A 26269-nucleotide genomic window follows, 5' to 3' on the forward strand; every position below is an offset into this window, starting at 1 on the left:
GCTATTGCTTCTGCAGCAGCCTGAGCCGGCAACGCAACGCCTCGCGGATATGCGCGCGCGCAAGCTGCTCGGCCTTGTCGCTGTCGCGTGCGGCGACGGCCTCGATGATCGCCCGATGCTCGCCGTGGCTGGTCGAGGGACGACCCGTCACGGTGAAGGTGGTCGGGCCGAGCAGGGCGATCCAGTCCTGCAATTCGCGCGAGGCGTTGTCGAGATAGCGATTGCGCGCGGCGCGGCAGATGGCCTCGTGAAAGGCGCGGTTGAGCCTTGCCATCTCGGCGGCGTCGACCTCTGACGCCTCGACAAAGGCCTGTTCGATGTCCCTGAGTGCGTCGATCTCCGGCGCAGATGCGTGCTCGGCGGCGAGACGGGCGGCGGCGCCCTCCATGATTTCGCGCATGGCGTAGAGTTCGAGCACCTCCGAGATGTCGAGATTTCGCACGATCAGGCCGCGGCCGCCGGCGGGCTCGACGAAGCCGCGTGCCGCGAGACGGCCAAGCGCCTCCCGCACCGGCGTACGGCTGACCTTCAGCCGCTGGGCGACCTCTTCCTCACGCAGGCGATCGCCGGCGCGGTAGCTGCCGGCCTGGAGCGCCTCGCAGAGCGAACGGAACACAGCTTCGCCCAGCGCCACGCCACCGCCACGTGCGATCGATCCGCCTGCCTTTGCTGGGCGTCTGGCCATGAATCCTCGGGCTCGCAGTGCGCATCCTGCCCATGCAGAGATGCCGCTTGCCCCTTCTGTATATCTTTGTATACAAAAGTACGCAATAGCGCCTGGCTTGACCGGGGCCCTTGGCGGGCAGAATGTCTCCAACTTCGTCGCACCGGACAGACGGCATGGGCAGCAAATACGATGTGCTGGTGATCGGCGGCGGCAACGCGGCGCTGTGCGCAGCGATCAGCGCCCGCCGCGGCGGTGCCTCGGTGCTGGTGCTCGAAGGTGCGCCAAAGTTCTATCGTGGCGGCAACACCCGTCACACCCGCAACATGCGTTGCGCCCATGACGCCGCCACCGAAATCCTGACGGGTCCTTACACCGAAGAGGAGTTCTGGGAGGACCTGCTGCGCGTCACCGGCGGCCAGACCGACGAAGTGCTCGCCCGCCACATGATCCGGGAGTCCAAGGATATCCTGAACTGGATCGTGCAGCAGGGTGTGCGCTGGCAGCCCTCCCTCGGCGGCACGCTGAGCCTGGGCCGAACCAACTCCTTCTTCCTCGGCGGCGGCCGCGCCATGCTGAACGCGCTCTATCTCACCGCCGAGCGGCTCGGCGTCGACGTCGAATACGACGCCGAGGTCACCGACCTCGTGATCGAGGACGGCATGTTCCTCGCCGCGCGCCTGAAGCGGCCGATCAACGGCGAGACCGAGATACGCGCGACGTCGCTGGTCGCTGCCGCCGGCGGGTTTGAGGCCAACATCGAATGGCTGAAGCAATATTGGGGCGAGGCCGCCGACAACTTCCTGATCCGCGGCACACCCTATAATCGCGGCTCGATCCTGAAGATGCTGCTCGACAAGGGCGTGCAGGAGGTCGGCGATCCCACCCAATGCCACGCGGTCGCGATCGACGCCCGCGCACCGAAATTCGACGGCGGCATCATCACACGCCACGATTCCGTCGTATTCGGTATCGTCGTCAACAGGCATTCGCAGCGCTTCTATGACGAGGGCGAGGATATCTGGCCGAAGCGTTATGCGATCTGGGGCCGCCTGGTCGCGGCGCAGCCCGACCAGATCGCCTACATCATCTTCGACTCCACGGTCGTCACCAGCTTCATGCCGACGCTGTTTCCACCGATCGCCGGGCAGACCATCGCCGAGCTTGCCGGCAAGCTCGGGCTCGACCCGGCCGCGCTGGAAAAGACCATCGCCGAATTCAACGCCGCGGTGCGCCCCGGTACGTTCGATCATACGATCCTGGACGATTGCTTGACCGAGGGCATCGCGCCGCCCAAGACGCACTGGGCGCGCCGGATCGAGACGCCGCCTTATCTCGCCTATCCGGTGCGGCCCGGCATCACGTTCACCTATCTCGGCACGCGCGTGAACAAGGAAGCGCGGATGCAGATGGCTGATGGAAAACCGTCGGCCAACATGTTCGCGGCCGGCGAGATCATGGCCGGCAACGTGCTCGGCAAGGGTTATGCCGCCGGCATGGGCATGACCATCGGCAGCGTGTTCGGGCGGATCGCAGGACGGGAAGCAGCGAAACATGCACGGAACTAGGATCCTGGACGAAGCCGACCGTCTGATGACGGTCTGCAATTCCTGCCGCTACTGCGAGGGTCTTTGCGCGGTATTTCCCGCGATGGAGATGCGCCGCGCCTTCTCCGACGGCGATCTCAACTATCTCGCCAACCTCTGCCATTCCTGCGGTGCCTGCTATGTCGACTGCCAGTTCTCGCCGCCACACGAGTTCAATGTCAATGTTCCGAAGACGCTTGCGGTGGCGCGTGCCGAGTCCTATGCGGCCTATGCCTGGCCGCAGGCGTTGTCCGGCGCCTTCGCGCGCAACGGGCTCGTCATCAGCATCATCGCCGCGCTGAGCATGGCCGTCTTCATTTTCGCCTTCGCGGCGCTGAACGACCGCAGCGTGCTGTTCGGTGTCCATACCGGGCCGGGTGCCTTCTACAAGCTGATGCCGCACAACGCGATGGCCGCGCTGTTCAGCGCCGCGTTCCTCTTTGCCATCCTGGCGCTGGTCATGAGCGTGCGAGCGTTCTGGCGTGACATCGGCACGCCGATCGGCGGCCGCGCCGACGGCGGCTCGATTTTCCAGGCGATCCGCGATGCCGGCGAGCTGCGCTATCTCCATGGCGGCGGTGTCGGTTGCTATAACGAAGACGACAAGCCGACCGACCGTCGCAAGCTTTTCCATCACCTGACGTTCTACGGCTTCTTGCTTTGCTTTGCCGCGACCTCGGTGGCCACGCTTTACCACTATCTGCTCGGCCGGGAGGCGCCGTATCCGTGGTGGGACCCGCCGGTCGTGCTCGGCACGCTCGGCGGCATCGGCCTCGTCGTCGGTCCCATCGGGCTGTTCGCCGCCAAATCGCGCCGGGCGCCTGAGCTGCTCGACGAAAATCGCTACGGAATGGATGTCGGCTTCATCGCGATGCTGTTCCTGACCGGGTTTACGGGAATGCTGCTTCTGCTCCTGCGCGAGACTGCTGCCATGGGGCCACTGCTGGCGCTACATCTCGGCGCGGTGTTCGCGCTGTTCATCACCATGCCCTATGGCAAGTTCGTGCACGGCATCTACCGCTTTGCGGCGCTGGTGCGTTACGCGCAGGAGCGGCGCAGCGAAGCCGGCTCTTGAGGGGCGGGCGGGGCTGACGTATCTCTGGGCCGTTCGCGGAGAGCGAATCGCCTGGGGAGCCCGCGCTCATGTACATGTTTCTGCCGTTTCTACTGGCACTCGCAGGGAGTGCCTGCGTCTGGTCTGCGCGCGCGGGGCTGAGCTACGCGCTTTGGAGTGCAACGATCGTCATCACGGTCGCATGGTTCTTCCACCACGCGACCGATCCGCTGAAACTCTCGTTCTGATGGTGTCGAGATGAGCACTGCAGCCATCAGAGGGCAACGATCGGTCGGCGCAATCCTGAACCTGTTGGGACTGCTCGGGATCTCACTGGTCCTGACCGTCGCATTTGTCTATCAGCTTGCGCTCGGCGAACTCCCTTGCCCGCTGTGCCTGCTGCAGCGGGCCGGCTTCATCGCGATCGGCATGGGGTTCCTGTTCAACATGCGCCTTGGCGAGCGCGGATCGCACTACGCGATGATCCTCATAGCCAGTCTCGTCACCGGCTTCATTTCGCTCCGGCAGGTGTCGCTGCATCTGGGGCCCGGAGATCCCGGCTACGGCTCGGCGCTGTTCGGGCTGCATTTCTACACCTGGGCGCTGATCGCGGCCGTCGGCGTCGTCTGCTATGTCGCGCTCGTCCTCGTTCTGAAGGATGTGGTCGGCGAGCGAGATGGCGCTACGCTGGTGAATGGCCCGGCATCGAACGCGGTCTTCGCAATCTTCGCGTTGCTGGTTGCTGCAAATCTGCTGTCCACTGTGCTGGAGTGCGGAGCCGGTCAGTGCGACGACAATCCGGTCCGCTATCTCCTGCTCAAGTGACCCGGTTGAACTGTCCGTCGTGCAGAAACGCGATCGTCTGCTCGACCGCGACGGCGTGGCGCGGCAGCCCGGCATGCGGCGCCCTAACGATGATGTGGTCGGGCATCCCGGCCAGCTTCGCGCTCTCGACTGAAACCCTGCCGTCATTGGGCCACGGCAGAACAAAGGTCGAGGCGATCGGCGCGATGGTGCGACATCCGGCGATGATGCCGATCGCATAATCGGGCGACGGCAGATCGGCGAGCACCGGGTCTTGGGCGGTGGTAAGCTGCAAGCCGGCCGGGCCGAAAGCGGCGCGGTAGAGCGACAGGTCTTTCAAAAGATCGGCGACCTCGCTGCCGCCATTGGGCGGCCCCAGCATCACGACGCGGCCAAGCCGCGCCGGCCGGTATCGCGCGATGTAAATCCGCGTAAGCAGCCCGCCCATGGAATGGGCGACGAAGTGGATCGCGCCGTCGCATTGTTCGGCGAATGCGGCGATCGGCGCGTGGATCTCCTCCGCGAGTGCCTCAAGCGGCTTCTTGCGGCTGGAATAATCGAGATTGAACGTCGCGAAGCCGCAACGCTGTAGCGCTCGATCCAGTTTCTTCAGCGTCCAGGAGCCGACGCCGATGCCATGCAGCAGCACCACGCCGTCGCACCGCGCATGCGCCGGTACGACGGCCATGGGCTGCGCGCTACGCAACTTCCCGCTCCGATGCCGTCGCCTGCTCCCGGGCCATCGTGGTTGCCGTGACATAGTCGGTCTTGCCGGTGCCGAGCAGTGGCACCTTGTCGACCACCATGATCGCTGCGGGAACGGTCAGCTCGGACGCGCCGATCGTCTTGGCCTGCGCCTGCATCGCGCTGCGCTCGGCGGTCTTCTCCGTCGTCAGCAGTACGATGCGCTCGCCCTTGCGCTGGTCGGGGATCGATACGGCGACCGAGGCGGCCTGCGGCCACAGGGTCGTCGCGATGCTCTCGACCGCCGACAGCGAGACCATTTCGCCGGCGATCTTGGCAAAGCGCTTGGCGCGGCCCTTGATGGTGATGAAGCCGGCCGGGTCGATCGCCACGATGTCGCCGGTGTCGTGCCAGCCCCCGGCCAGCGGCTCGAGCACGCCGGGATTTTCGGCCCGGAGGTAGCCGAGCATCACGTTGGGTCCGCGTACCGAGAGGCGTCCGCCTTCCTCGATGCCGGGGACCGGATCGAGGCGGCTTTCCATCAGCGGCGACAGGCGGCCGACAGTGCCGGGGCGGTTGGCCATCGGCGTGTTCATCGCCAGCACCGGCGCCGTCTCGGTGACGCCATAGCCTTCGAGGATGCGGATGCCGTAGCGCTCCATGAACACCTGCCGCGTACGGTCCTTGACCGCCTCGGCGCCGGCGATCACCAGGCGCAGGGTGCGGAAGTCGTAGGCGTGCGCCGAGCGTGCATAGCCGGTGAGGAACGTGTCGGTGCCGAACAGGATCGTGGCGCCGGTCTGGTAGATCAGCTCGGGCACGATGCGGTAGTGCAGCGGCGAGGGGTACATGTAGATCGGGATGCCCGCGAGCATCGGCATCATCATGCCGCCTGTTAGCCCGAAGGAGTGGAACACCGGCAGTACGTTGAACACCTTGTCATTGGCGTTGGCGTCGACCCGCGCTAGCGCCTGCGCCGCGTTGGCAAGAATGTTGCGGTGGGACAGCACCACGCCCTTGGGCGTACCTTCCGAGCCCGACGTGAACAGCACGACGGCTGGATCGTTGGCCTGGCGGGCGACGCGCGGCGCAGTGCCCGCGAGCAGGCCCTTGATCTTGTCGGCCGTGCCGATCGAGGCGCGGACGTCCTCGAGATAGACGACGCGCGCCTCTGCGGAGATCGCAGCGATCAGCTTGTCGAGCTTGCCCTTCTCGATGAAGGCTTTTGAGGTCAGCACGGTCTTGACCTGCGCAGCCTTCATGGCGGCGAGGACATTGACCGGGCCGGCGGAGAAGTTGAGCATCGCCGGAACCCGGCCGATGCTCTGCAGCGCCATGAAGACGACGGCGACGGCCGCGGAGTTCGGCAGCAGCACGCCGACATTTTCGCCGGCCGAGGTGCCGGCTTCGAGCTTGCGGCTCAAGACCTGCGCGCCGAGGATCAGCTTGCGATAGGTCAGCTTGGTACCGAGCGCGTCCTCGACGATGACCTTGCCGGTGTCGCGGTCGCGATAGGCGTGGCCGAGCGCTTCGAACAGCGTGTGGTCGAGCATAGCATTCTTGACCATCGCATCGATCATGACGTCCTGGAGCGCTGCGCCCGCCGCATTTCGGCGCGCCTTGCCCTTCAGCGCGGGATCGACCGGAAGCTTGACCGGGGGCAGGATTGTCACCGTCACCCGCGGAAACCACGAGCGCTTGATCTGGCTGCTGTTGAGGTAGCTGAGATGTGAGCGCTGCGCACCCTCGATACGAACCGGGACGACGACTGCGTCGGCCTTGTCCGCGATCATCGCGGTGCCGTCATAGACCTTCATCAGCGAGCCGGAGACGGTGATGCGTCCTTCCGGGAAGATCACGACCGGTTCGCCGGCGGCGACGAGCTTGATCAGGTCGCGGGCAGCCAGCGGCTTGCTCGGGTCCATGGTGTAGTGCTTGACGACGCGCAGGAACGGCTTGGCCCACCAGGCCTTGGAGATGCCGGTGTCGACCGCGAAGCTCGCGTCGATGGGCAGCACGGCGTGCAGCAGCGGGCCGTCGATCAGGCTCACATGATTGGGCGCGATCAACATGCGCGTGCCGGCGGGCGGCAAGTTCTCGAGCCCGCGCACTTCGGTACGGAACAGGGCGCGGAACAAGAGCCCGCCGAAATCGCGCACGCCTTCCTTGCCCCATTTCGTCAGCACGAACCACACCGCGCCGAAGCTTGCGACACCCAGGCCGAGGAAGATCCAGCCGACATGCAATCCGCCCTCCTGCAACAGTGCGACGAACAGCGAGCCCACCACCATGAAGGCGGCCTGCAGCACGTTGCCGGCGGCGATGATGCGGGCGCGCTCGTCCGGAGCCGACCAGGCCTGCACCGCCGCGAAGGACGGAACGACGAACAAGCCGCCGCCGAACGCGAAGGCGACAAAGTCGATCAGCATGCGCAGGCCTGCGAACGAGGTTGCGAAGTCGACCGCGGCGATGTCGTTCCCCTTCACGGTGACGCCGATGGCCCAGGCAAGGTCGATGCCGGCAAATCCCATCATGATGGCGCCGATCGGCACCAGCGCGAGGTTCGGGCGAACGTGGCTCAGGCTGGCTGCAAACAACGAGCCGATGGCAATGCCGATCGCGAAGGTCGCGAGGCACAGCGTCACCACGCCCTCGCTGCCACCGACGACCTCCTTGACCAGCGCCGGCAGCAGCGACAGCACGATCGCGCCGACCAGCCAGAACCAGGAGACGATTATCGTGCCGTCCCACAGCCGGTGGTCCGCATGGAGCGTCTTCAACAGGCTGAGCGTCGAGGTCCAGGGATTGGCATCGACGGGCAGATCAGGCGCGGAGGGCGTTGTTTGCGGAATGCGCGAAGCAAAGGCCCAGGACAACAGGGCCAGCACGACCACGGCCGATGCGACCCAGCCCATATGAGCGGAACCGGCCACAAACTGGCCGCCCGCGACGGTGCCGAGCAGGATGGCCATGAAGGTCGCGCCTTCGACCAGCGCATTGCCGGTCGCGAGCTCACCGAGCTCGAGCTGGTCCGGCAGCATGGAGTATTTTACGGGGCCGAACAGGGCGGCGATGATGCCGAACAATGCGAGCGCTGCGAACAGCAGCGGCACCGAGTGCAGGAAGAAGCCGGCAGCAGCGAAGGCCGCGGCGAAGATCTCCGCGAACTTCAGCCGCCTTGCGACGACCGATTTGACGTACTTGTCGGCGAGCTGGCCACCGAGCCCGGACAGGATGAAATAGGGGAAGATGAAGACGGCGCCTGCCACCGTCACCAGCGCATCACCGTGGCCAGTCGCGGCGCTGTAAAGCAGTATGATGACGAGTGCGTTCTTGAGCACGTTGTCATTGAGCGCCGAGAAGAATTGCGCCCAGAACAGCGGCGCGAAACGGCGTGACGACAGCAGATCCCTGATCATGACGAGTCCTGTTTTGGAAAGGCAGCCTGAGGTTGTTACGTTGTCGATGAAACGTCACAGCCGGAAGGGTGTGGAAGGAGCGATTGCAGATGACGACGGTCGCCGGCCTGCTGTGTCCCCTCGGTCCCTCCGATCCTGTTGGTCTCCAAGTGGTCTCGTTAGGTTCGCCCAATATCCGGTCGCGGCCGCGTTTTGTGCGGAAATGCCGCGCTTGCGGGGATATCGCCCTGGCCGATCAGCAAAAGCTGAACGCCATCTCTGACATCAGCGGAATCGGCCACCAATGTCCGGACATAGTAAGTCGTTTGGTGCGACCGGTCCTCGCATTCGAGTGGACTCGCATGCGTACCGGCTTCTCCTCAGGTGAGGTGAGCGAGATGGCGAAGGGGGTTTAAGCGGCCGAGCAGGCTGAAGCGGCGGCGCTCGTGGCGGGCACGGGCGCGGCTGGTCCGCCACATCCGGAAGGTCGCGCGGCGCTCAGCAAGTACGCCGGCAATGTCGCAGGCATTTGCGATGCGATCGATTGGGGCCATGACGACCCGCAACAGGGCGCGGCCGAAGCCGCTCAAGAGGGCTGCGGCGTCATCGACGAAGGTGGAGGCGATATCAACAGCGAGGGTTTGCATTTTGCGGGTCTCCGGGGTAATTTGAACAATGTTCATGTGAGTACCTTGAAAATGAACAATGTTCAACAAGAATCGCTGCGCGACCAGAAAAAAAATCGGCGGCGGCTCCAGATCCTGGAGATCGCCCGCAGCATTATCGCGACTAAAGGATTGAGATCGTTGAAGGTTCGCGACGTGGCGGACGCCGCCGGCTGCTCGGTCGGCAGCGTATATAACGAGTTCGGCGACTTCGACGGGGTGATCCTGACCGTCAATCGAGAGACGGTTCGGGCCCTGACGGCGCGGCTTGCCGGCATTCCCGGGGAGGATACGGTTGCGCAGCTCTATGGACTTGCCGAGACCTACCTCGAATTCTTCGCCGAGAACGCCAATCTGTTGCGCTCGCTGTTCGAGCATCGGATGGAGGACGACCGTCCCTATCCCGACGATATTCTTCAGATGGTGATGGACGCCTTCGCGTTGATGCATCCGCCTTTGGTGCGTGTGCTACCGGATGCGGATGACGTGAAGATCGCACTGCTGTCGCGCACGCTGTTTTCCGCGGTGCACGGGATCATCTCACTCGGCCTCGAAGAACGCATGGTCGCCGTGCCGCCGCAGATGCTGCGCCAGCAGGTCACGCAATTCCTGGACGCGCATCTTCTGGGGCTCGGGATCTTGCCGGCGCGATAACGGCGGCGGTCGCCCTTACGCGCGGGCGGCTTCACGCCTCGCGGCGACGAGGACGACGTCCGGTCTTCCGTTATCGACCTGAACCCGGTTGCGTCCCTTTTCCTTGGCGCGATAACAGGCGGCATCCGCCCGGCGCATCGCCTCTTCGAGCGTGGTGTTGGCGTCTGCAATGCAGGCAACGCCGATGCTGGCGGTCACTTCAAAGCAGCGATCGTCCCAGGCGAAGTTGAACAGCTCGAGCGAGCGCCGCAGCCGCTCGGCGATATCGACGGCGTCGTAGGGCGCGCATTGCGGCAGGATCAGGCCGAACTCGTCACCGCCGAGCCGGACGACCAGATCGTGTGGCTGCCGGTCCTGCTGCAGCAGGCGCGCGACCTGACACAGCAGCCGATCGCCGGCGAGATGGCCGCAGTTGTCGTTGACGCACTTGAACTGGTCGAGGTCGAGCAGGATCAAGCTGAGCGAATTTTCACCGCGACCATCGAGCTCGCTCTGCAGGCGCGCCTCGAAGGCCCGCCGATTGGCAAGACCGGTCAGCCAGTCATGCGAGGCCTGAAAGGCGAGGCGCTCCTTCTCGGCATGCAGCGCATCCTCGAACGCCTGCCGCTGCAGCACCAGTCGCCGCGTATGCCAGATCAGGAGCAGGATCAGGCTCGCGGCGGTGGCGATGTTCAAGGACGTCAGCGTGAACTTGATGGCGCGGGAACCTTCGCCGAGCACGGTCGAGAACCGCTCGGCATGCCCCGTGAACTGCCTGTTCAACTCGGATAGCCGCGACGACAGGAATTGCACACGGTCGCTGTCCCGAATGGGGCCATTTTTCAGCTCACCCTTGATGACTTCACCGAAGACGCTGAGCTCCAGCAGCATCGGATCGGTGGCAGCCCATTCCCGGATCGCTTCGCGGAGGAAGCTGACCTGCTTGAAATAGCGGAACAGCCAGATCAGGCCGGGAACGTCATCGGGATGGTTGCCGCCTTGCAGGAAGCCGATGCGGGCGATCTCGACATCGATCGGATCGCGCTCGAGCGCCCATCTTGCATATTCGTCGCCGATCGGGACGGCGAGCGAGGTCTGGTATTGCGCGAACTGGCTGGCTTGGCCCGAATGCAGATAGAGGTTGAGGAAATAGACGGCGTTCTTCTGCGAGCGCGACCACATCGCCTCGCCCGCGACATAGGCGCGAACCGACGACATCACCTCCAAGCTGAATCCCGCGATCGCCGCCTGAAGCACGACGACCGTGACGAAAGGCGAGACGAGCTTGATGACGTGAAGGAAGCTGCGTCCCTTCACCGACGTTGCTGTTCTGCAAAGCACTGCGTTCCCCAAGTCACTCAACGACCCCAGCGGAGCGTTGCGCCTGCAACGCAAAGTAGAGCAGAAGGTTGCTTAACTCGACCTGAAAGACGCGGAGGCTGTGCCGTAGAGTGAAAGCGTTGTGAAGTGGATGCGCGCAGATCGCCGCAAATGCCACAGAGCCGGAACCAGCGCGTCATCGGCGCGCCGATGCCGCGAATCCGGTCTTTGCGATTTACTCGATTGAGAGGAATTGGATCGGAACTAGACCAGCACCGGCTTGCGCACGCGGCCGGCATCGCCGAACACGCGCAGATAACGCTCGATCTCCGAGGGCATGCCGGTCGCCTTCTCCGGATTGTCGGAGAGCTTGACGGCCGGATGTCCGTCGACCGACGTCACCTTGCAGACCAGCGAGATGGGATCGAGATTGAACGAACCGTCCGGCGCGCAGCCGACGAAGTCGTTGGTGAGGTTGGTGCCCCAGCCGAACGAGAGCCGCACGCGGCCGGAGAAGTGGCGATAGGTCTCCTCGATCGAGCCGACATCCATCGCGTCGGAGAACACGAGCAGCTTGTCTTTGGGATTGCGGCCCTTCTTCTCCCACCAGGCGACGATCTCCTCGCCGGCCTGGATCGGCGGCGCGCTGTCGGGGCGGAAGCCGGTCCAGTCGGCCACCCATTCAGGCGCATCGCGCAGGAAGGCCTTGGTGCCGAAAGCGTCCGGCAGCGCGATTAGCAGATTGCCGCCATAGGTCTGGCGCCACTGGTCGAGAATGCGATAGGGCGCCCAGCGCAATTCCTCGTCGTCCTTGGCGAGTGCGGCCGCGACCATCGGCAGCTCGTGTGCATTGGTGCCGATGGCTTCGAGATCGTTGTCCATCGCCAGCAGCACATTGGAGGTGCCGATGAAGGAAGGCCCCAGGCCTTCCTTCACCGCTTCCACGCACCAGCGCTGCCAGAGGAAGCCGTGCCGGCGGCGAGTGCCGAAATCCGACAGGCGCAGGCCGTCGAGCTCGCGCAGCCGCTCGACCTTGGTCCACAGCTTGGCCTTGGCGCGGGCATAGAGCACGTCGAGCTCGAAGCGGGCACGGCCCTTCATCGCTGCCCGCGAGCGCAATTCGTTGAGGATGGCGAGCGCCGGAATCTCCCACATCGTGGTGTGGGTCCAGGGCCCGTGGAAATGCAGCTCGTACTGGCCCTCGACCTTGCGCAGCTCGTATTCGGGAAGGCGGAATTCGGCGAGCCAGCGGATGAAGTCCGCCGAGAACATGTGGGTCTTGCCGTAGAAGGTGTTACCGGCGAGCCAGATCAGCTCCTTCTTGCTGAAGCGGATGGTGCGGGCATGATCGAGCTGGGCGCGCAGCTCACCCTCGTCGATGATCTCGGCAAGCCGCACATGGCGCGAGCGATTGATGACCGAGAACGTTACCTGCTGATCCAGGTACGACTCCCGAATCATCTGTAACATCAACAGCTTATAGAAGTCGGTGTCGAGCAGGCTGCGGATGATGGGATCCAGCCGCCAGCTGTGATTGTAGGTTCGGCTCGCAATATCGGTCACTGTCATGGCCGAATTCTAGCGTGGCCGCCCGCGCGCAACCAGTGGGTTTGGCGAGGGGCGGTCTTCCGAAAGACGGGGCCTGATCTCAGGCTTCCGCGGCTGTGGCGGCCACGGTCTCGAGCTGACTCCTGATCCAGCGGTGCGCCGGGTCCTTCTGATAGCGCTGGTGCCAGACCATGAACATCGGCAGCTCGGCCAGCGTGCGCGTGCGTGAGGCCAGCGGAATCCGCGCATGCGCGAAGCCGCGCATCACGCCGGCGGCAAGCAGGCTCGGCATGCTCGCCAGCATCTGCGTCCCGCGCAGGAACGACGGCACACCAGAAAAGCTCGGCACGGAAATGGCGATGTCGCGGTGGAATCCGTTCGCTGCGAGCCGACGGTCGAAGTCGAGCCGTTCGTTGTCGGTGTAGACCACGGTGATATGACGCGCCGCGAGATAGGTGCTGCGGCTGGCTGGAGCGGCGCGCGCCTTGGGATCGTAGTAACAGACGTAGTGGTCGCTCAGCAATCGCTTCTGCACGATGTCGATGCCGGATGGCGGCAGCGGCGTGATCAGGAGGTCGCAACGGTTCTCGCGCAGCATCCCAGGCGAAGGCGACTGCGATGGGATCACGCGCAGGTTCAGGTTCTTCACCTGCGCGGCGACATGTCCGAAGAAGCGCGGCAGCAGCAGGTCGCGCTGAAAGTCGTTAGCGGCGACTGTCAGCGAAAGCTGCGCGCTCGCAGGTTCGAACGTGACGCCGCCGGCAAAGCTGCGCATCTCGTCGATCAGCGCGCGCGCCTTCGTGGCGAGTGCCTGGGCATGCGCGGTCGCGACAATGCCGCGGCCCGACTTGGCGAACAGCGGATCGCCGGCGATCCGCCGCAGCTTGTTCAGGGCGTGACTGACGGCCGACTGCGTCAGGCCGAGCCTTGTTGCGGCGGCCGTCACCGAACCTTCCTCCAGCACGGCGAGGAACAGTTCGAGGGCGTGGCCGTCGAGCGCCAAATGATCGATTTCTTTCATGCAATATATTATAATCGATCTATTTATCTGTGGAATAGCCCGGCCCATGATCTCACCAACACACGCCGCCCCGGACAGGTCGCGGCCAGAGGGAGAGACAACGCCGATGAATGCCCAGGCGCCAGCCCTAGGGGATCCCCGCCTCAACCGCCCCGAGCCATTCACGCCGCGTGACGGCGGCTTCTTCCAGCGCGACCGCACCATCCATCCGCCGGCATACGCGCCCGGCTACAAATCCTCGGTGCTGCGTTCGCCGCGCCAGGCGTTGCTGTCGCTGGAGAGTTCGGTCTCGGAGATTACAGGGCCGGTGTTCGGTCAGAACGATCTCGGCCCGCTCGACAACGATCTGATCCGCAACTACGCCAAGGACGGCGATCCCGTCGGCGAGCGCATCATCGTTCACGGCCGCGTGTTGGACGAAACCGGCCGCGGCGTGCCGAATACGCTGGTCGAGTTCTGGCAGGCCAATGCCGGTGGCCGCTATCGGCACAAGAAGGACACGTACCTCGCGCCAATAGATCCGAATTTCGGAGGTTGCGGCCGCGCACTGACCGACGATACCGGCTACTACTACTTCCGCACCGTGAAGCCGGGCCCTTATCCCTGGCGCAACTTTGTCAACAGCTGGCGTCCCGCCCACATCCACTTCTCGGTGTTCGGCTCGGGCCTCGCGCAGCGGCTGATCACGCAGATGTATTTCGAGGGCGATCCCCTGATCCCGGTCTGTCCGATCCTGACGACGATCCCGGACAAGGACGCGCTGGATCGCCTGGTGGCGCCGCTCGACCTCAACGCCTCGACGCCGTTCGACTCGCTCGCCTACCGCTTCGACATCGTGCTGCGCGGCCAGCGCTCCACCTATTTTGAAAATCGTCCCGAAGGGAACTGAGGCAATGCCGCAGCCGCTCAACTATCTCAAGGAAACCGCCTCGCAGACCGCCGGGCCCTACGTCCATATCGGCCTGATCCCGGCCATGGCCGGCTTCGACATTTTCGAGAAGAACTTTTCCAACATGCTGGTGACGCCGAATACGCAAGGCGAACGCATCACGCTGGAAGGCAAGGTGATCGACGGCAGCGGCACGCCGTTGCGCGACGTGCTGCTCGAGATCTGGCAAGCCAACGCGGCCGGCCGCTACAATCATCCGGCCGACCGCTCGGCCGGCGCTTTGGACGAGGATTTCCGTGGGTGGGGCCGCGGCGGCTCGGATTTCGAGAGTGGGCTCATCACCTTTGAGACCATCAAGCCGGGTGTGATCGTCGATAGGACAGGGCGCAAATGCGCGCCGCATGTCAACATCTGGATCGTCGCGCGCGGCATCAATATCGGGCTCAACACGCGGCTGTATTTCTCCGATGAAGAAGGCGCCAATGCCGCCGATCCGGTGCTCAATCTCGTCGAGCCTCCGGTGCGTCGCAAGACGCTGATCGCCACCCGCAGCGAGCGTGCCGGCAAGGCCGTATATTCCTTCGCGATCAATCTGCAGGGACCGGACGAGACGGTGTTCTTCGACGTGTGAAGATCCGGCGGCCGTCCAGCGGATCACTCTATCCAGTCGTCGCGTTTGATCGTTCCGCGCGGGAGGAATTGCGGTGGCTGGCGCATCTCGCGCGATCCCGGCCGGTCGGCCGGATCGCGACCCACTTTTGGTTTCAGCTCGGCCAAATCAATGAAGACGTCCGTCTGGCGGCGCAGTTCGTCGGCGACCATGGGGGGCTGAGTGGAGAGCGTGGAGACGACCGTCACGCGGACACCGCGGCGTTGCAGGGCTTCCACCAGCGAACGGAAATTTCCATCGCCCGAGAATAGCACGATCTGATGGACGTGCTCGGCGAGGTCCATCGCACTTACGGCGAGGTCGACATCCATGCTGCCCTTCACCTTGCGGCGGCCGGTTGTGGCGTCGACGAACTCCTTGGTGAGCTTGGTGACGACGGTGTAGCCGTTATAGTCGAGCCAATCGATCAAGGGACGGATTGACGAATACTCCTGATCCTCGATGACGGTCGTGTAGTAGAAGGCGCGCAACAGCTTACCTCGGCTCTGGAATTCGCTGAGCAGAAGCCTGTAGTCGATGTCGAAGCCGAGCGCCTTGGAGGTGGCATAGAGACTGGCGCCATCGATAAAGAGTGCGATCTTCTCAATTGAAGACATTACGCCCAATCCCCAGCTCCGCAGAAAACCCGGACGGTCCAGCCGAAATAGCGCGGTGCGTGACCCGAAAAACTCTGAAGGCGCCGATGGCTTGCGAAAAAAACGGCGCAGACGACCGGACAGGGATGGCCGCCTTGCGCCAAGGTTTAGGGAGGTTCCATGCCACCGGCGCCAAGGCGCCGAATGCAGCCACGCTAAGGCGCGCACATTCCCTACTCAATTGTACCGAGGTAAAGAGCCTCTATCCAAAGGATAGGACTCCATATACGAAGGTAAGTGGTCGCGCGGCAACGGACGCAATCGCGGTGCGCGGCGGATGCTGTCCGAGACGCGGCTGGCGGTGAAGCAGATGTCCCAGCGTTGTGGCTTCGGTTCGTGACTGAGACCAAAGTCTAGGCAGAAGATCTCTGCCGGTTGGGAACCAAATCTTCTCCCAACCTTTGCTTCGACATGTCCCTCTCGGAGGTTTTGTCATGAGCAGGCTGCAAGAGCGCGAAACCGCCCCCGACGTCTACAATCTGTTTCTCGCGGCCGTCCTCTTCATATCGCCATGGCTTTTCAAGCTGACCAATAGTCAGGGCAAGATCGACCTCTGGGTCACGAGCGCGATCATCGTCGTGCTTTCGCTGGCGGCCATCATCGCCTACCGGGACTGGGAGGAATGGATCAACGTCCTGATGGGCGTCTGGCTCATCGCTTCGCCCTGGCTGCTTGGATTTCCGCATACGCGGGCGATGCATCTGAGCATCGGCTTCGGCGTCGTCATCGTGCTCCTGGCGCTGCTTGATCTTTTCCTGCACTACGAGAAGCGTCATCCTGACGAAGCACCGGCGGACTCCGCGCGGGAGAGCGCGCACCGGTAAGGCGCGGATCGTTCAAGACGTCAGCCTTCATCGCCATGGAGCTGCGCCCGAAAGGCGCGCGGTGACAGCCCCGTGGCTGCGGCGTAGACCCGGCTGAAATAGGCGGGGTCCTCGAAGCCGAGCGCATAGGCGATCGTCGAGACCGGCAGGTTGGTGTAGACGAGGTTACGGCGCGCCTCGCGGACGAGCCGGTTCAGGATCAGGTGCGAGGCGGTGTCGCCGGTCGCCGCGCGCGTGACGCGATTGAGGTGGGTCGGCGTGATCGCCAGCGCGTTCGCGTAGTCCGCAACGGTCCAGCGCTCCAGGTGATGTTGTTCGAGCAGGGCCTCGAAGCGGCGGAACAGATTTGATTCAGAGCTGCTGCTGGTGCCACTCTCGCCCGTGAGCGCACGCGCCACGAGGCCGATCATGGCCGCCGACAGTGAACGCAGCACATGCGCGCGGCCGAAATCGCGCGCGGCGTGCTCGGCAAAGACCTGCTTCATCGTTGCGCGGATCTGCGGCGTGCCGCGAACGACGTCGGATCGTGACAGCACGCCGCGCAGGCCCTCGGCGGCGAGCAGTGCCTCGTCCATGATTTCCGCAGCGATGGTCAGCACCCAGCCCTGGGTCCCCGGCACGAAGCGGAAGCCGTGGACGTGGCCGACCGGCACATTGATAATCTGCATCGGCTTGAGCGGCACCACGCGTCCGTCGAGCGTCGCTTCACCGCCGCCGCGCTCGATCAGCAGCACCTGGTGCAGCCGGGCATGGCGGTGCACGGCGAGAGTCCAGTCATGCAGCACCGAGCGCGACGCAATCGTCTCGCAATGGACGACGTCCGGCAGGTCGCCGGCTTCGCCGAACAGATTGTAGACCCGGATGGCCGGGGCAGGGGCTGCGGTTCTCATGTTCGAATAGTACAAGACAATGGCGAAACCCTCCATCGGTCCGGACTGCGGAATCTGCAAGAAAGTGCCGACGGGAGGACAGAAAAATGAAAGTTCAGGTCTGCATCATCGGCGGTGGGCCGTCCGGGCTGCTGCTGTCCCAACTCCTGCATTTGAAGGGCATCGACGCCATCGTGCTGGAGAAATACAGCCGCGACCACGTCCTGGCACGCATCCGCGCCGGCGTGCTCGAGCACGGCTTTGCCCGGCTGATGCGCGAGGCGCAATGCGGCGAGCGGATGGACCGCGAAGGCGAGATCCACAACGGCTTCGAGATCGCCCATGACGGCATGCTCTCCCATATCGATCTGCACAAGCATTCCGGCGGCAATTCGGTGCTGGTCTACGGCCAGACCGAATTGACGCGCGATCTCTATGAGGCACGCGATCGTCTCGGCGGCAAGGTCGTGCACAACGCCGAGGACGTGACGCCGCACGATCTGACCTCGGATCGGCCCTTTGTGACGTATCGATCGAACGGCGAGACTGTCCGCGTCGATTGCGACTATATCGTCGGCGCCGACGGCTTTCACGGCGTCAGCCGCAAATCGATCCCGAAAGACGTGTTGCGCGAATATGAAAAGGTCTATCCGTTCGGCTGGCTCGGCGTGTTGTCGCGCACCAAGCCGGTGTCGCAGGAGCTCATCTACGTGAAGCATGCGCGCGGTTTTGCGCTCTGCTCGCTGCGCTCACAGGTGCTCAGCCGCTATTACGTCCAGGTGCCGCTGACTGACAAGGTCGAGGACTGGCCGGACGATGCGTTCTGGGCGGAGCTGAAGCGTCGCCTGCCCGATGAGGTCGCCGGCCGTTTGATCACCGGCCCCTCGATCGAGAAGAGCATCGCGCCCTTGCGAAGTTTCGTCACCGAACCGATGAGCTATGGCCGCCTGTTCCTCGCCGGCGATGCCGCCCACATCGTGCCGCCGACCGGCGCGCGCGGGCTGAACAGCGCGGCTTCCGACATCTACTATCTCTACCACGCCATGCTCGCGCATTATCAAGATGGCGACGATTCCGGGCTGAAGGGCTATTCTGCCAAGGCATTGGCGCGGATCTGGAAGGCGCAACGCTTCTCGTGGTGGATGACGATGATGCTGCACCGTTTCCCCGATCGTTCCGGGTATGAAGACCGGCTTCAGCAGACGGAGCTGGAGTATCTGCTGTCGTCCGAGACGGCGCAGCGATTGCTCGCGGAGAATTATGTGGGGCTGCCGTTCTAGGAGCCGCTACTTCCCTTCCAGCGTATTCACCGGTGTCCAGTCCGCCGGCGGTGGATTCGCCGCCAGTATCCGTGCACGCTTGGCAAAATATCGGGACGGCGGATCGTCGCTGGCGGCGCTTTCGAACAGCTCGGCCGCCTTGGCGAAGTCGCGCGCGCGCCAGCACGCAAGTCCCTTGGCGTAGGCCGCCGCGCGGATGCCTTTCTCCCGCGTTTCCTTGTTCATGTCGGCGAGCGGTTCGTACACTCTGATCGGCTTGTCGCGTCCCTGCACCCTGACCATGTCGAGCTCGCGCCAGGTATAGGCGCTGCGGCTCTGGTTCACGGTCATCTCGGACGCCATGATCACGGTGCCAAAATATTTGTTGGCCCCTTCGAGCCGCGAGGCGAGGTTCACGGTATCGCTCATGACGGTGTAGTTGAAGCGCCGGCGCGAGCCGATATTGCCGACCACGGCTTCGCCGCTGTTCAGCCCGATGCGGTGGGCGAGGCCGCGGCCCCGGAACGCGGGATGGCTTTCGTTGAGCTCCTCGAGCCGGTCGCGGCATTGCAGCGCGGCGGCGACCGCGTTGCGCGCATGATCGGGATCGTCGGCCGGGGCGCCGAACATCGCGACGATGGAATCGCCGATATATTTGTCGACATAGCCGCCGTGGCTTTCGATGATGTCGGTCATGGCGGAGAGGTAGTCGTTCATCAACGCGACCAGATCGCCTGGCGTCATCTTCTCGGCGATCGAGGAGAAGCCGCTGAGGTCCGAAAAGAACATGGTGATGTCACGCATCTCGCCGCCGAGCACCGGCATTTTGCCGGAGGCGACCATGCCGTCGATCACGTCGGGCGCGAGATAGAACGCAAAGCTCTTGCGCAGGAAGCGCTCCTCACGGTCGGCGATCACGAAGCGGTAGCCGATCATCAGCGCGAGCGCCGTGAGACCGGCGAGCACGGGCTCGGTCAGGGGCAGCGCGATGGCATGCGCGAATGTACTGATGGCGACAACAGCGTAGGCGACGGTGAGCCCAAGCCAGGTGATCGCCGCGCCGGTCGGAGCGAGCAGGCAGGCGGCAGCGGCAATGATCGCCGCGAACACAATTGTCAGGATCGCCCGCAGCGGGAAGCCGACCTCGGTGATGGCATCATGCTCGAGCAGATTTCGCACGGCCGTGGCGTGGACGAACACGCCGGCGACCGCGCTGCGGGCTTGTTGCGCGGTGCTCGCAGGCGCGGGCGGGAGGCATCGCGGCGCCGGTGTGCCGTCATATCCGCGGCCCAGATGCATTGAGGTGAGCTTGCGGTCATCGGAGGTCAGGATGCTGCCGAGGAGCACGATCTTGCCGTCGAAGGCGCGGCGGAAGAACTCGGTGTCTCCTTTTTCGACGCAGGCGCGCAAATCGGCGAAGGAATAGGCGGGGATGTCGCGGCCCATGCCGCGGAAATTGAGCGTGAGCGTGTTGGGCACCGTGCTCGGGATCGCGTAGCCGGACAAATTCGTCACGCCGGTCGGCCCGGTCTCGGGCCTTGCGCCAAGCGCGCGCGCGGCGAGTTCGACGGCCATTGTGGGCACCGGCTGACCCGCGATGGAAAAGCTCAGCGGCATTCGCCGGATGACGTCGTCGGCGTCGGTATGGACGTTGAGGGCGCGGATGTTGTTTTTCACGGCTAGTTGCTGCGCGCGATCCGGCCTGTCCGGATGGTCGTTGCTGAGAATTTCGCCGAGCACGAGCTTGCCGCTGTCGGAGAGCTTCCGCAGGGCGATGAGATAGTCCCGATCAAATCCCCTCACACGGCTGCCGAACGACGCGTCGCCAAAGGGAATTTCCGACTGCTCGATCGAGCTCGGGAAGATGACGTCGAATCCAATGACCTTGGCGCCGCTCTCAGTGATGCTGCCGAGCACCCGGCCGATCTCGCGCGTCCAGGTCTGCGTCGGCGATCCCTTGAACGGTGGCGTGTCGTAGGTCTCGCCGTCAATCGCCACGACGGCGACCGGCGATGTCGCGGGATCGCGGCGGTCGCCGATCAGCTTCCAGCGCAAGGCCGTGAGGATGTCGAGCGAGAGACCTTGCAGGTTCTGCAACGGCGGAGACGTGAAAGCCGCGCCCGTAACGAGCGCAATCAGGATCGCCGCAACGATGTCCCGCCTGCCGATCCGCCGCATCGTTGCTGTCGCGGGCCGTCTATTCGAGCCGCAGCAGACGGCCGACGATCGGCATCGGCGACGAGGTCGCGCTGGCGTCGACCAGGAAGGTGTAACGCTTGGTGCCAAGCTTCGCGAGATAGCTGCCGCCTGGCGTCAGCGACTTCCCGGCTTTCGAGAGGTCATAGAATTTCCCGGCGACCTGGATGTCGCTCTTGAGTGGCAGGCTGATCATGGGCTCCTTGCCGTCGGTGCGTTCGATCACCAGCGTGCTACCGCTCTTGGCCTGAATCAGCGGCGCGGTACCGTAGATCGTCGGCAGCTTGGCCGGCGCGCTGTTGGTATCGGATCGCATGGTGCGGAAGGTCGTCGCCGCACTCTGGTTCGCCTCGCGCTCGGAGAGCTGCGCGGCGTTGGCGTCGCAAGGCACCTTGACGCGCTGGACGTTGCCGAGCTGCACGGTGCTTTGTTCTGCACCGACCAGCACGACGCCTTCGGTGATGGTCTCGCGCAGGCAGGATTTCAGATAGCTGAGCGTGATGCCGGCCTTGGGGCCGAGCTTGATGATCTTGCCGGGCGCCACATAATCCATGAACTCGATGCCGTCGACCTTGCCCTGCACGTCCTCGACGATGGCGGCGGGCGTCTCAGCAATGGCGGGAGCCGCGAGGCAAAACACGCCGGCGATGGCGCCGATCAGGCTTCTCATGACTTTTTCATCCAGTTCGAACGATACCCGACTGATGCACGTGCCGGCGCGAGCCTAGCAGGGGACGGCCCGGGCAAGTGTGATCAGAATCACTCTTGGTATTGGTGCGCCCTAGCAGGACCAGGTTCAAACCGGTGATGGCAGAAAATGGCGGCGCGGCAAACCATTACGTTAGACGCAATGTCAGACCGCCGTTGCGGATTCGCCGCCGCGATCCTGGTCCGGACGGCTTCCGGTCGCTCCCAATGTAAAGGGTGCGAGGGCAGCCTCGGATTTCGGCAACTGCGTCGCAGTCTGCCCGGGGGCGATCGCCACGACCTCATCCCAGCGCGAGAGAAAGGCCTCGACGCAGGCCGGGTCAAACTGCCGTCCCTGGTTCTCGACCAGGTAGTCACGAGCCAATTCCAGCGGCATCGGCTCTTTATATGGGCGCCGCGTCGTCAGGGCGTCGAAGACGTCGGCGACTGCGACCACCCGCGCGGCGACCGGGATCTCGTCTGCCTTCAGGCCGTTCGGATAGCCGGCGCCATCCCAGCGCTCGTGATGGCCTGCGGCAATTTGCGCACCGAGCTGGATCAGCTCGCAACTGGAATCCGCCAAAATCTTCTCGCCGATCGTCGCATGAGTACGGATCACCGCCATCTCGTCGTCGGTCAGCTTGCTCGGCTTGAGCAGGATGTTGTCGGGAATGGCGACCTTGCCGACGTCGTGCAGGGGCGCGGCGAGATAGATGTCGCGGCAGAGCCGGGCGGGGAGGCCGAGTTGCTCGGCGATGATCCGGCTGTAGCGGGCGACCCGCAACGTGTGCTCGCCGGTATCGTTATCGCGGTATTCGACCGCGAGCGCGAGCCGCAGGATGATCTCCTCCTCGCGCTCGCCCAGCTTGTGCGTCGCGGCAGCGACTTCGCTCGCCAAATGTGCGGCGCGATCGTTGAGCTTGCGTACGGCTGCACCAAGCTGAATTAAATTCCGAAGCCGCACCGTCATCTCGACGCTCTGCGGTGCCTTCGGCAGGAAATCGGTTGCACCTGCCTGCAGCGCTTCCATTTTGATGTCGTCAGTCTGCCGCGACGTGATCATCGCGATCGGAATGTCGGCGCATCCCGGCATCGTACGAAGCGCGCGGATGAAGCTGATGCCGTCCATGTGCGGCATTTCATAGTCGACCAGCACGAGATCGAACACGCGCTCGCGCGCACAGGCCAGCGCCTCGACGGGATCGAGGAAGGTGGTGGCCTCGACAAGGCCTTCCGCTTCGATATGACGTTTCAGGAAATTGAGGACAGAGCGGCTGTCATCAACCAGAAGCGCTTGGGTCAGCATCGGCGGCCGGACTCGTTCGGATGGCGAGGCGTGACCTCAACGAATAGCCCGCGCGATTTAACGCGAAGCAAATATATGTGCCGCGTCAGACTGCCTCAACGTTGCGCGTAGCGCATGAGATTTGAGCGGGCCATGCACGCCTGCATGCATACGCGAAGTTCCAGGGGTTGTGACCAGTAGTTGTACGGGGGACTCCGTTAGGGGTTTGCTCACTCTCCTAAGCGAATAGTTGTCGTGCGGGATTCGCGTGATGCGTGCAGTGAATCCCAGGAAATTTGGGGGACGAATGTCGTCTGATGTCACTGAGCCGAAGTGGTCCCTACGGCTGCCTGCAGATTGCAGCATCGCTGCGATCCGCAGTGTCTACGACCTTATCCGCGAAGCGTTCGGCCGGCAGGACCGGCTCGAGATCGATTGCTCCAGCGTCGACAAGGCCGACGTGACCTCGATCCAGCTTCTGCTGTCAGCCGCCAAGACCGGCGATGCCCAAGGCCGTCCGGTGGTCCTGACTTCCTTCTCCCAGTCTCTGCGCAACACCCTTCGCCGCGCCGGTTTCGCCAGCGAGGCGATGATCGATCAGCACTTCCCGCAAAAGAAAGATGGCGTCTAATGGCCACGATTCTCACGGTCGATGATTCCCCCAGCATCCGGCAGATGATCAAGGTCGTGCTCGAGCCAGCCGGTCACAGCGTGATCGAGGCCGGTGACGGCGCGCAAGGCCTCGCCAAGGCGCAAGCCGGCAAGCTCGACCTCGTCATCACCGACCTTAACATGCCTGTCATGAACGGGCTGGAGCTGATCAGGGCGCTGCGCAAGCTGCCGACCGCGGTCGGCATGCCCATCGTGTTCCTGACCACCGAATCCAATGACGCGGTGAAACAGGAAGCCAAGAGCGCCGGCGCGACCGGCTGGATCACAAAACCGTTCAAGCCCGAGCAACTGCTCGCCGTGGTCGCAAAACTGGTGCGCGCATGAGCGCGATGGACCCGACCGAGGTCTTTCGTCAGGAAGCCAGCGAGCTGTTCGAGGTCCTGGAAGGGGCCCTGCTCGACCTCGGCCAGCGTCCCGACGACCGCGAGCTGGTCGATTCCGCCTTCCGCGCGCTGCATACGATCAAGGGCTCAGGCGCGATGTTCGGCTTCGACAAGGTCGCCTCCTTCACCCACGAATTCGAGACTGCGTTCGACCGCGTCCGCAAGGGCGAGATCAAGCCGACCCAGGAGCTGATCTCGGTCGCGCTCGCCGCCAAAGACTATATCCGGACGCTGATCGAGGATCCGCAGTCGACCGACGACATCATCGGTGAAGCCATCCTCGACGACCTCAAGCGCTTCGTGTCGTCGGACCAGCCTGCCGCGCCGGTCGTCGAGATCGCCGAAGCGCCGCCGCTGGCCCCCGTCGAGAGCAAGCAGGCCGGCTGGCACCTTTACCTGGAATTCGAATCCCACATTCTTCGCAACGGCTCGAACCCGCTCGATCTCTTGGAAGATCTCTGCAAGCTCGGTCCCTGCTTCGTCGTGCCTGTCACCGACGGCATCCCGTTCCTCGACGAGATGGAGCCGGAAGACTGCTATCTGAAGTGGGACGTCAAGCTGCACGCGGCCTGCGACAAGGACGCGATCGACGATGTCTTCATGTTCGTCTCGGACGAGATGAAGTTGACGCTCTCGCCGCTGGAGCAAGTCGAAGCGCCCGCACCAATGCCGCTGTTCCAGCTCCTCGACGAGGAGCCGGCTCCGGTGGTCGAGATGTCTGCACCGGTCGTTGAGGCTGTTGCCGCGCCGGTCGCCGCGCAGCCCGTCGCAAGGGCGGAGCCCAAGTTGGAAGCCAAGCCGGAAGCCAAGCCGGAACCGAAGGCCGAAGCCAAGCGCGATGATCGCGGCATCGCAACGGTTCGCGTTCAGGCCGAGCGCCTCGACGAGCTGATGGACCGCGTCGGTGAGCTCGTCATCGCCCAGGCGCGGCTGACCCAGCTCGCCGCCTCCGGTTCCGATCTCTCGATCAAGATGATCGCCGAGGAGATCGAGCGTCTCGCTTCCTCCTTGCGCGATACCACGATGGGCGCGCGCATGGTGCCGATCGGCTCGCTGTTCGGACGCTTCCGCCGGCTGATCCACGACCTGTCGCGCGACCTGTCGAAGCCTGTCGAGTTCGTCACCACGGGCGAGGATACCGAGCTCGACAAGACCATGATCGAGTGCCTGGCCGATCCGCTGGTGCATCTGATCCGCAACGCCATCGACCACGGCATCGAGGACACCGCGACCCGCTCCGCCAGCGGCAAGACCGAGCAGGGCCGCATCGAGCTCGCCGCAGTTCATTCCGGCGCGCAAGTGCTTGTCACCGTGAAGGACAATGGCGGCGGCCTCAACACTGCGCGTATCCGTGCCAAGGCCGAGGAGCAGGGCCTGATCGCGGCCGGTGCCGTGCTCTCCGATCACGAGATCCATCAGTTCCTGTTCCACCCGGGCTTCTCGACCGCGCAGACCATTTCTGCGCTGTCCGGCCGCGGTGTTGGCATGGACGTGGTCAAGCGCACCATCGAGAATATGCGCGGGTCAATCGACCTGTCGACCAGGCCGGGCCAGGGCACCACGGTGACGCTGCGTCTGCCGCTGACGCTCGCGATCATTGAAGGCCTTCTGATCCGCGTCGGCGAAGGCCGCTACATCATCCCGCTGTCGGCGGTGGAGGAATGCATCGAGCTGACCGCCGAGGACGAACGCTCCCGCGGCCGCAACTTCCTCAACGTGCGCGGCAACCTCGTGCCCTTCCTCCGGCTGCGCGAGATCATGTCGTCGTCGGGGACGCCCGATCGGCACCAGAAGACGATCATCATTTCGACCGGCGAGACTCACGTCGGCCTCGTCGCCGACCAGATCATCGGAAACCACCAGACCGTGATCAAGTCGCTCTCCAAGCTGCATTCGGACGTCACGATCTTCTCCGGCGCGACCATCCTGGGTGACGGCACGGCGGCGCTGATCCTCGACGTCGCCCAGCTCGTCACGATGGCGCAGTCGAAAATCGAGAAACAGCATATCAGCGAGGCGGCGTGATGACCGACGGTTTGGCAGCCGAACACCAGGCCGACGCGATGCAGGTCGTCATGATCGGTCTCGGCGAGGAGAAATTCGCGCTCGATGCCGGCCTCGTGCGCGAGATCATCGATCCCGTACCCGTGACCAAGGTGGCCGGCGCGCGAGCTTTTGTTCCGAGCGTGATCAACGTGCGCGGCAATGTCATTCCGCTCGCGGATCTGCGCATTCGTTTCGGTATGCCGCAGCCCGAAGATTCAGCCGACACGCGCATCGTCGTCATCGAGATCGAGCTCGACAACGAGCCTGTGCTGGTCGGGGTTACCGCCGACAAGGTCTACGAGGTCACGGAAATCTCGCAAACCGACGTGCAGCAGACGCCGCGCGTCGGCATGCACTGGAAGCCGGAGTTCATTCGCTTCATCGCGAAATGGCGTGAAGAGTTCGTCATCGTTCCTAACATGGAACGCATTCTGAATTGAAACGAGGTCTCGGGGCGAGATCGGGTAGGGGCTTAAG

General features: G+C 63.9%; 24 protein-coding genes. 13 read left to right on the plus strand and 11 right to left on the minus strand.

Features of this window, described 5'->3' with window-relative positions; all coding sequences use genetic code 11:
• Position 1: 1 nt before the first annotated feature.
• Positions 2-685, minus strand: coding sequence for a GntR family transcriptional regulator (locus YUA_RS0123165; protein WP_027532845.1), 684 nt, complete (start codon positions 683-685; stop codon positions 2-4).
• 155 nt (positions 686-840) lie between these two features.
• Here YUA_RS0123165 and tcuA point away from each other — a divergent pair, with 155 nt between their 5' ends.
• The 4 genes from tcuA (at position 841) to YUA_RS0123185 (ending at position 4129) form a co-directional block, all read left to right on the plus strand.
• A complete protein-coding gene (tcuA, locus tag YUA_RS0123170; protein WP_027532846.1) occupies positions 841-2232 on the plus strand; it encodes an FAD-dependent tricarballylate dehydrogenase TcuA in 1392 nt (463 codons plus the stop codon).
• On the plus strand, positions 2219-3325 hold the full coding sequence (gene tcuB, locus YUA_RS0123175; RefSeq protein WP_027532847.1) for a tricarballylate utilization 4Fe-4S protein TcuB: 1107 nt from the start codon (positions 2219-2221) through the stop codon (positions 3323-3325). Before tcuA ends, tcuB begins: the two co-directional genes overlap by 14 nt.
• A gap of 68 nt (positions 3326-3393) precedes the next feature.
• Positions 3394-3552, plus strand: a complete 159-nt coding sequence (locus YUA_RS51150; RefSeq protein ID WP_027532848.1) for a DUF5993 family protein — start codon at positions 3394-3396, stop codon at positions 3550-3552.
• A 10-nt stretch (positions 3553-3562) separates the two neighbouring features.
• On the plus strand, positions 3563-4129 hold the full coding sequence (locus tag YUA_RS0123185) for a disulfide bond formation protein B (RefSeq protein ID WP_035971676.1): 567 nt from the start codon (positions 3563-3565) through the stop codon (positions 4127-4129).
• Here the strand turns inward: YUA_RS0123185 and YUA_RS0123190 are convergent.
• Positions 4122-4796 (minus strand): alpha/beta fold hydrolase, encoded by a 675-nt coding sequence (locus tag YUA_RS0123190; RefSeq protein WP_027532850.1) that lies wholly within the window; start codon positions 4794-4796, stop codon positions 4122-4124. The two genes, YUA_RS0123185 and YUA_RS0123190, sit on opposite strands and share 8 nt — an antisense overlap.
• A 10-nt stretch (positions 4797-4806) precedes the next feature.
• On the minus strand, positions 4807-8211 hold the full coding sequence (locus YUA_RS0123195; RefSeq protein ID WP_027532851.1) for an acyl-[ACP]--phospholipid O-acyltransferase: 3405 nt from the start codon (positions 8209-8211) through the stop codon (positions 4807-4809).
• 677 nt (positions 8212-8888) lie between these two features.
• Between YUA_RS0123195 and YUA_RS0123205 the strand changes: the two genes are divergently transcribed.
• On the plus strand, positions 8889-9509 hold the full coding sequence (locus tag YUA_RS0123205; protein ID WP_027532853.1) for a TetR/AcrR family transcriptional regulator: 621 nt from the start codon (positions 8889-8891) through the stop codon (positions 9507-9509).
• Between the two features lie 15 nt (positions 9510-9524).
• On the opposite strand, the gene YUA_RS0123210 is transcribed toward YUA_RS0123205, so the two are convergent.
• The 3 genes from YUA_RS0123210 to YUA_RS0123220 form a co-directional block, all read right to left on the minus strand.
• Positions 9525-10829 (minus strand): GGDEF domain-containing protein, encoded by a 1305-nt coding sequence (locus YUA_RS0123210; protein ID WP_035971679.1) that lies wholly within the window; start codon positions 10827-10829, stop codon positions 9525-9527.
• Positions 10830-11072: 243 nt separating this feature from the next.
• The gene (pncB, locus tag YUA_RS0123215) at positions 11073-12377 is read right to left on the minus strand and encodes a nicotinate phosphoribosyltransferase (RefSeq protein WP_027532855.1); all 1305 of its coding nucleotides are present in this window, start codon (positions 12375-12377) and stop codon (positions 11073-11075) included.
• A 79-nt stretch (positions 12378-12456) separates the two neighbouring features.
• Entirely contained in the window at positions 12457-13377 is a 921-nt protein-coding gene (locus tag YUA_RS0123220) for a LysR family transcriptional regulator (RefSeq protein ID WP_027532856.1), read from the minus strand.
• 106 nt (positions 13378-13483) lie between these two features.
• Between YUA_RS0123220 and pcaH the strand changes: the two genes are divergently transcribed.
• Positions 13484-14266, plus strand: a complete 783-nt coding sequence (gene pcaH, locus YUA_RS0123225; protein ID WP_027532857.1) for a protocatechuate 3,4-dioxygenase subunit beta — start codon at positions 13484-13486, stop codon at positions 14264-14266.
• A gap of 4 nt (positions 14267-14270) precedes the next feature.
• Positions 14271-14897, plus strand: coding sequence for a protocatechuate 3,4-dioxygenase subunit alpha (pcaG, locus tag YUA_RS0123230; RefSeq protein WP_027532858.1), 627 nt, complete (start codon positions 14271-14273; stop codon positions 14895-14897).
• A gap of 23 nt (positions 14898-14920) precedes the next feature.
• Here the strand turns inward: pcaG and YUA_RS0123235 are convergent, their stop codons facing one another.
• On the minus strand, positions 14921-15532 hold the full coding sequence (locus YUA_RS0123235; protein ID WP_027532859.1) for an NYN domain-containing protein: 612 nt from the start codon (positions 15530-15532) through the stop codon (positions 14921-14923).
• A gap of 473 nt (positions 15533-16005) precedes the next feature.
• Here YUA_RS0123235 and YUA_RS0123240 point away from each other — a divergent pair, with 473 nt between their 5' ends.
• On the plus strand, positions 16006-16395 hold the full coding sequence (locus YUA_RS0123240; protein ID WP_035971681.1) for an SPW repeat protein: 390 nt from the start codon (positions 16006-16008) through the stop codon (positions 16393-16395).
• A 20-nt stretch (positions 16396-16415) separates the two neighbouring features.
• Here YUA_RS0123240 and YUA_RS0123245 read toward each other — a convergent pair whose 3' ends face one another.
• Complete coding sequence (locus tag YUA_RS0123245; RefSeq protein ID WP_027532861.1) at positions 16416-17321, minus strand: helix-turn-helix domain-containing protein; 906 nt, start codon at positions 17319-17321, stop codon at positions 16416-16418.
• A 50-nt stretch (positions 17322-17371) separates the two neighbouring features.
• Between YUA_RS0123245 and pobA the strand changes: the two genes are divergently transcribed.
• On the plus strand, positions 17372-18544 hold the full coding sequence (pobA, locus tag YUA_RS0123250) for a 4-hydroxybenzoate 3-monooxygenase (protein WP_027532862.1): 1173 nt from the start codon (positions 17372-17374) through the stop codon (positions 18542-18544).
• Between the two features lie 6 nt (positions 18545-18550).
• Here pobA and YUA_RS0123255 read toward each other — a convergent pair whose 3' ends face one another.
• The 3 genes from YUA_RS0123255 to YUA_RS0123265 form a co-directional block, all read right to left on the minus strand.
• Positions 18551-20701: an adenylate/guanylate cyclase domain-containing protein gene (locus tag YUA_RS0123255; protein ID WP_027532863.1), complete on the minus strand. Its 2151-nt coding sequence runs from the start codon at positions 20699-20701 to the stop codon at positions 18551-18553.
• 19 nt (positions 20702-20720) lie between these two features.
• Complete coding sequence (locus YUA_RS0123260) at positions 20721-21389, minus strand: hypothetical protein (RefSeq protein WP_027532864.1); 669 nt, start codon at positions 21387-21389, stop codon at positions 20721-20723.
• Positions 21390-21572: 183 nt separating this feature from the next.
• Positions 21573-22712, minus strand: a complete 1140-nt coding sequence (locus YUA_RS0123265) for an HD domain-containing phosphohydrolase (RefSeq protein WP_027532865.1) — start codon at positions 22710-22712, stop codon at positions 21573-21575.
• A gap of 286 nt (positions 22713-22998) precedes the next feature.
• On the opposite strand from YUA_RS0123265, the gene YUA_RS0123270 reads away from it, so the two are divergent.
• Genes YUA_RS0123270 through YUA_RS0123285 form a run of 4 tightly spaced genes read left to right on the plus strand, consistent with a single transcriptional unit; the run spans position 22999 to position 26232 of the window.
• Positions 22999-23322 (plus strand): STAS domain-containing protein, encoded by a 324-nt coding sequence (locus YUA_RS0123270; RefSeq protein WP_027532866.1) that lies wholly within the window; start codon positions 22999-23001, stop codon positions 23320-23322.
• The gene (locus YUA_RS0123275; protein ID WP_027532867.1) at positions 23322-23687 is read left to right on the plus strand and encodes a response regulator; all 366 of its coding nucleotides are present in this window, start codon (positions 23322-23324) and stop codon (positions 23685-23687) included. The genes YUA_RS0123270 and YUA_RS0123275 overlap by 1 nt, the downstream gene beginning before the upstream one ends.
• The gene (locus tag YUA_RS0123280; protein ID WP_027532868.1) at positions 23684-25771 is read left to right on the plus strand and encodes a chemotaxis protein CheA; all 2088 of its coding nucleotides are present in this window, start codon (positions 23684-23686) and stop codon (positions 25769-25771) included. The genes YUA_RS0123275 and YUA_RS0123280 overlap by 4 nt, the downstream gene beginning before the upstream one ends.
• A complete protein-coding gene (locus YUA_RS0123285) occupies positions 25771-26232 on the plus strand; it encodes a chemotaxis protein CheW (protein WP_198029492.1) in 462 nt (153 codons plus the stop codon). Before YUA_RS0123280 ends, YUA_RS0123285 begins: the two co-directional genes overlap by 1 nt.
• The last annotated feature ends 37 nt before the right edge of the window (positions 26233-26269 follow it).

The sequence above is a fragment of the Bradyrhizobium sp. WSM3983 genome, from assembly GCF_000473045.1.
Lineage (GTDB): Bacteria > Pseudomonadota > Alphaproteobacteria > Rhizobiales > Xanthobacteraceae > Bradyrhizobium.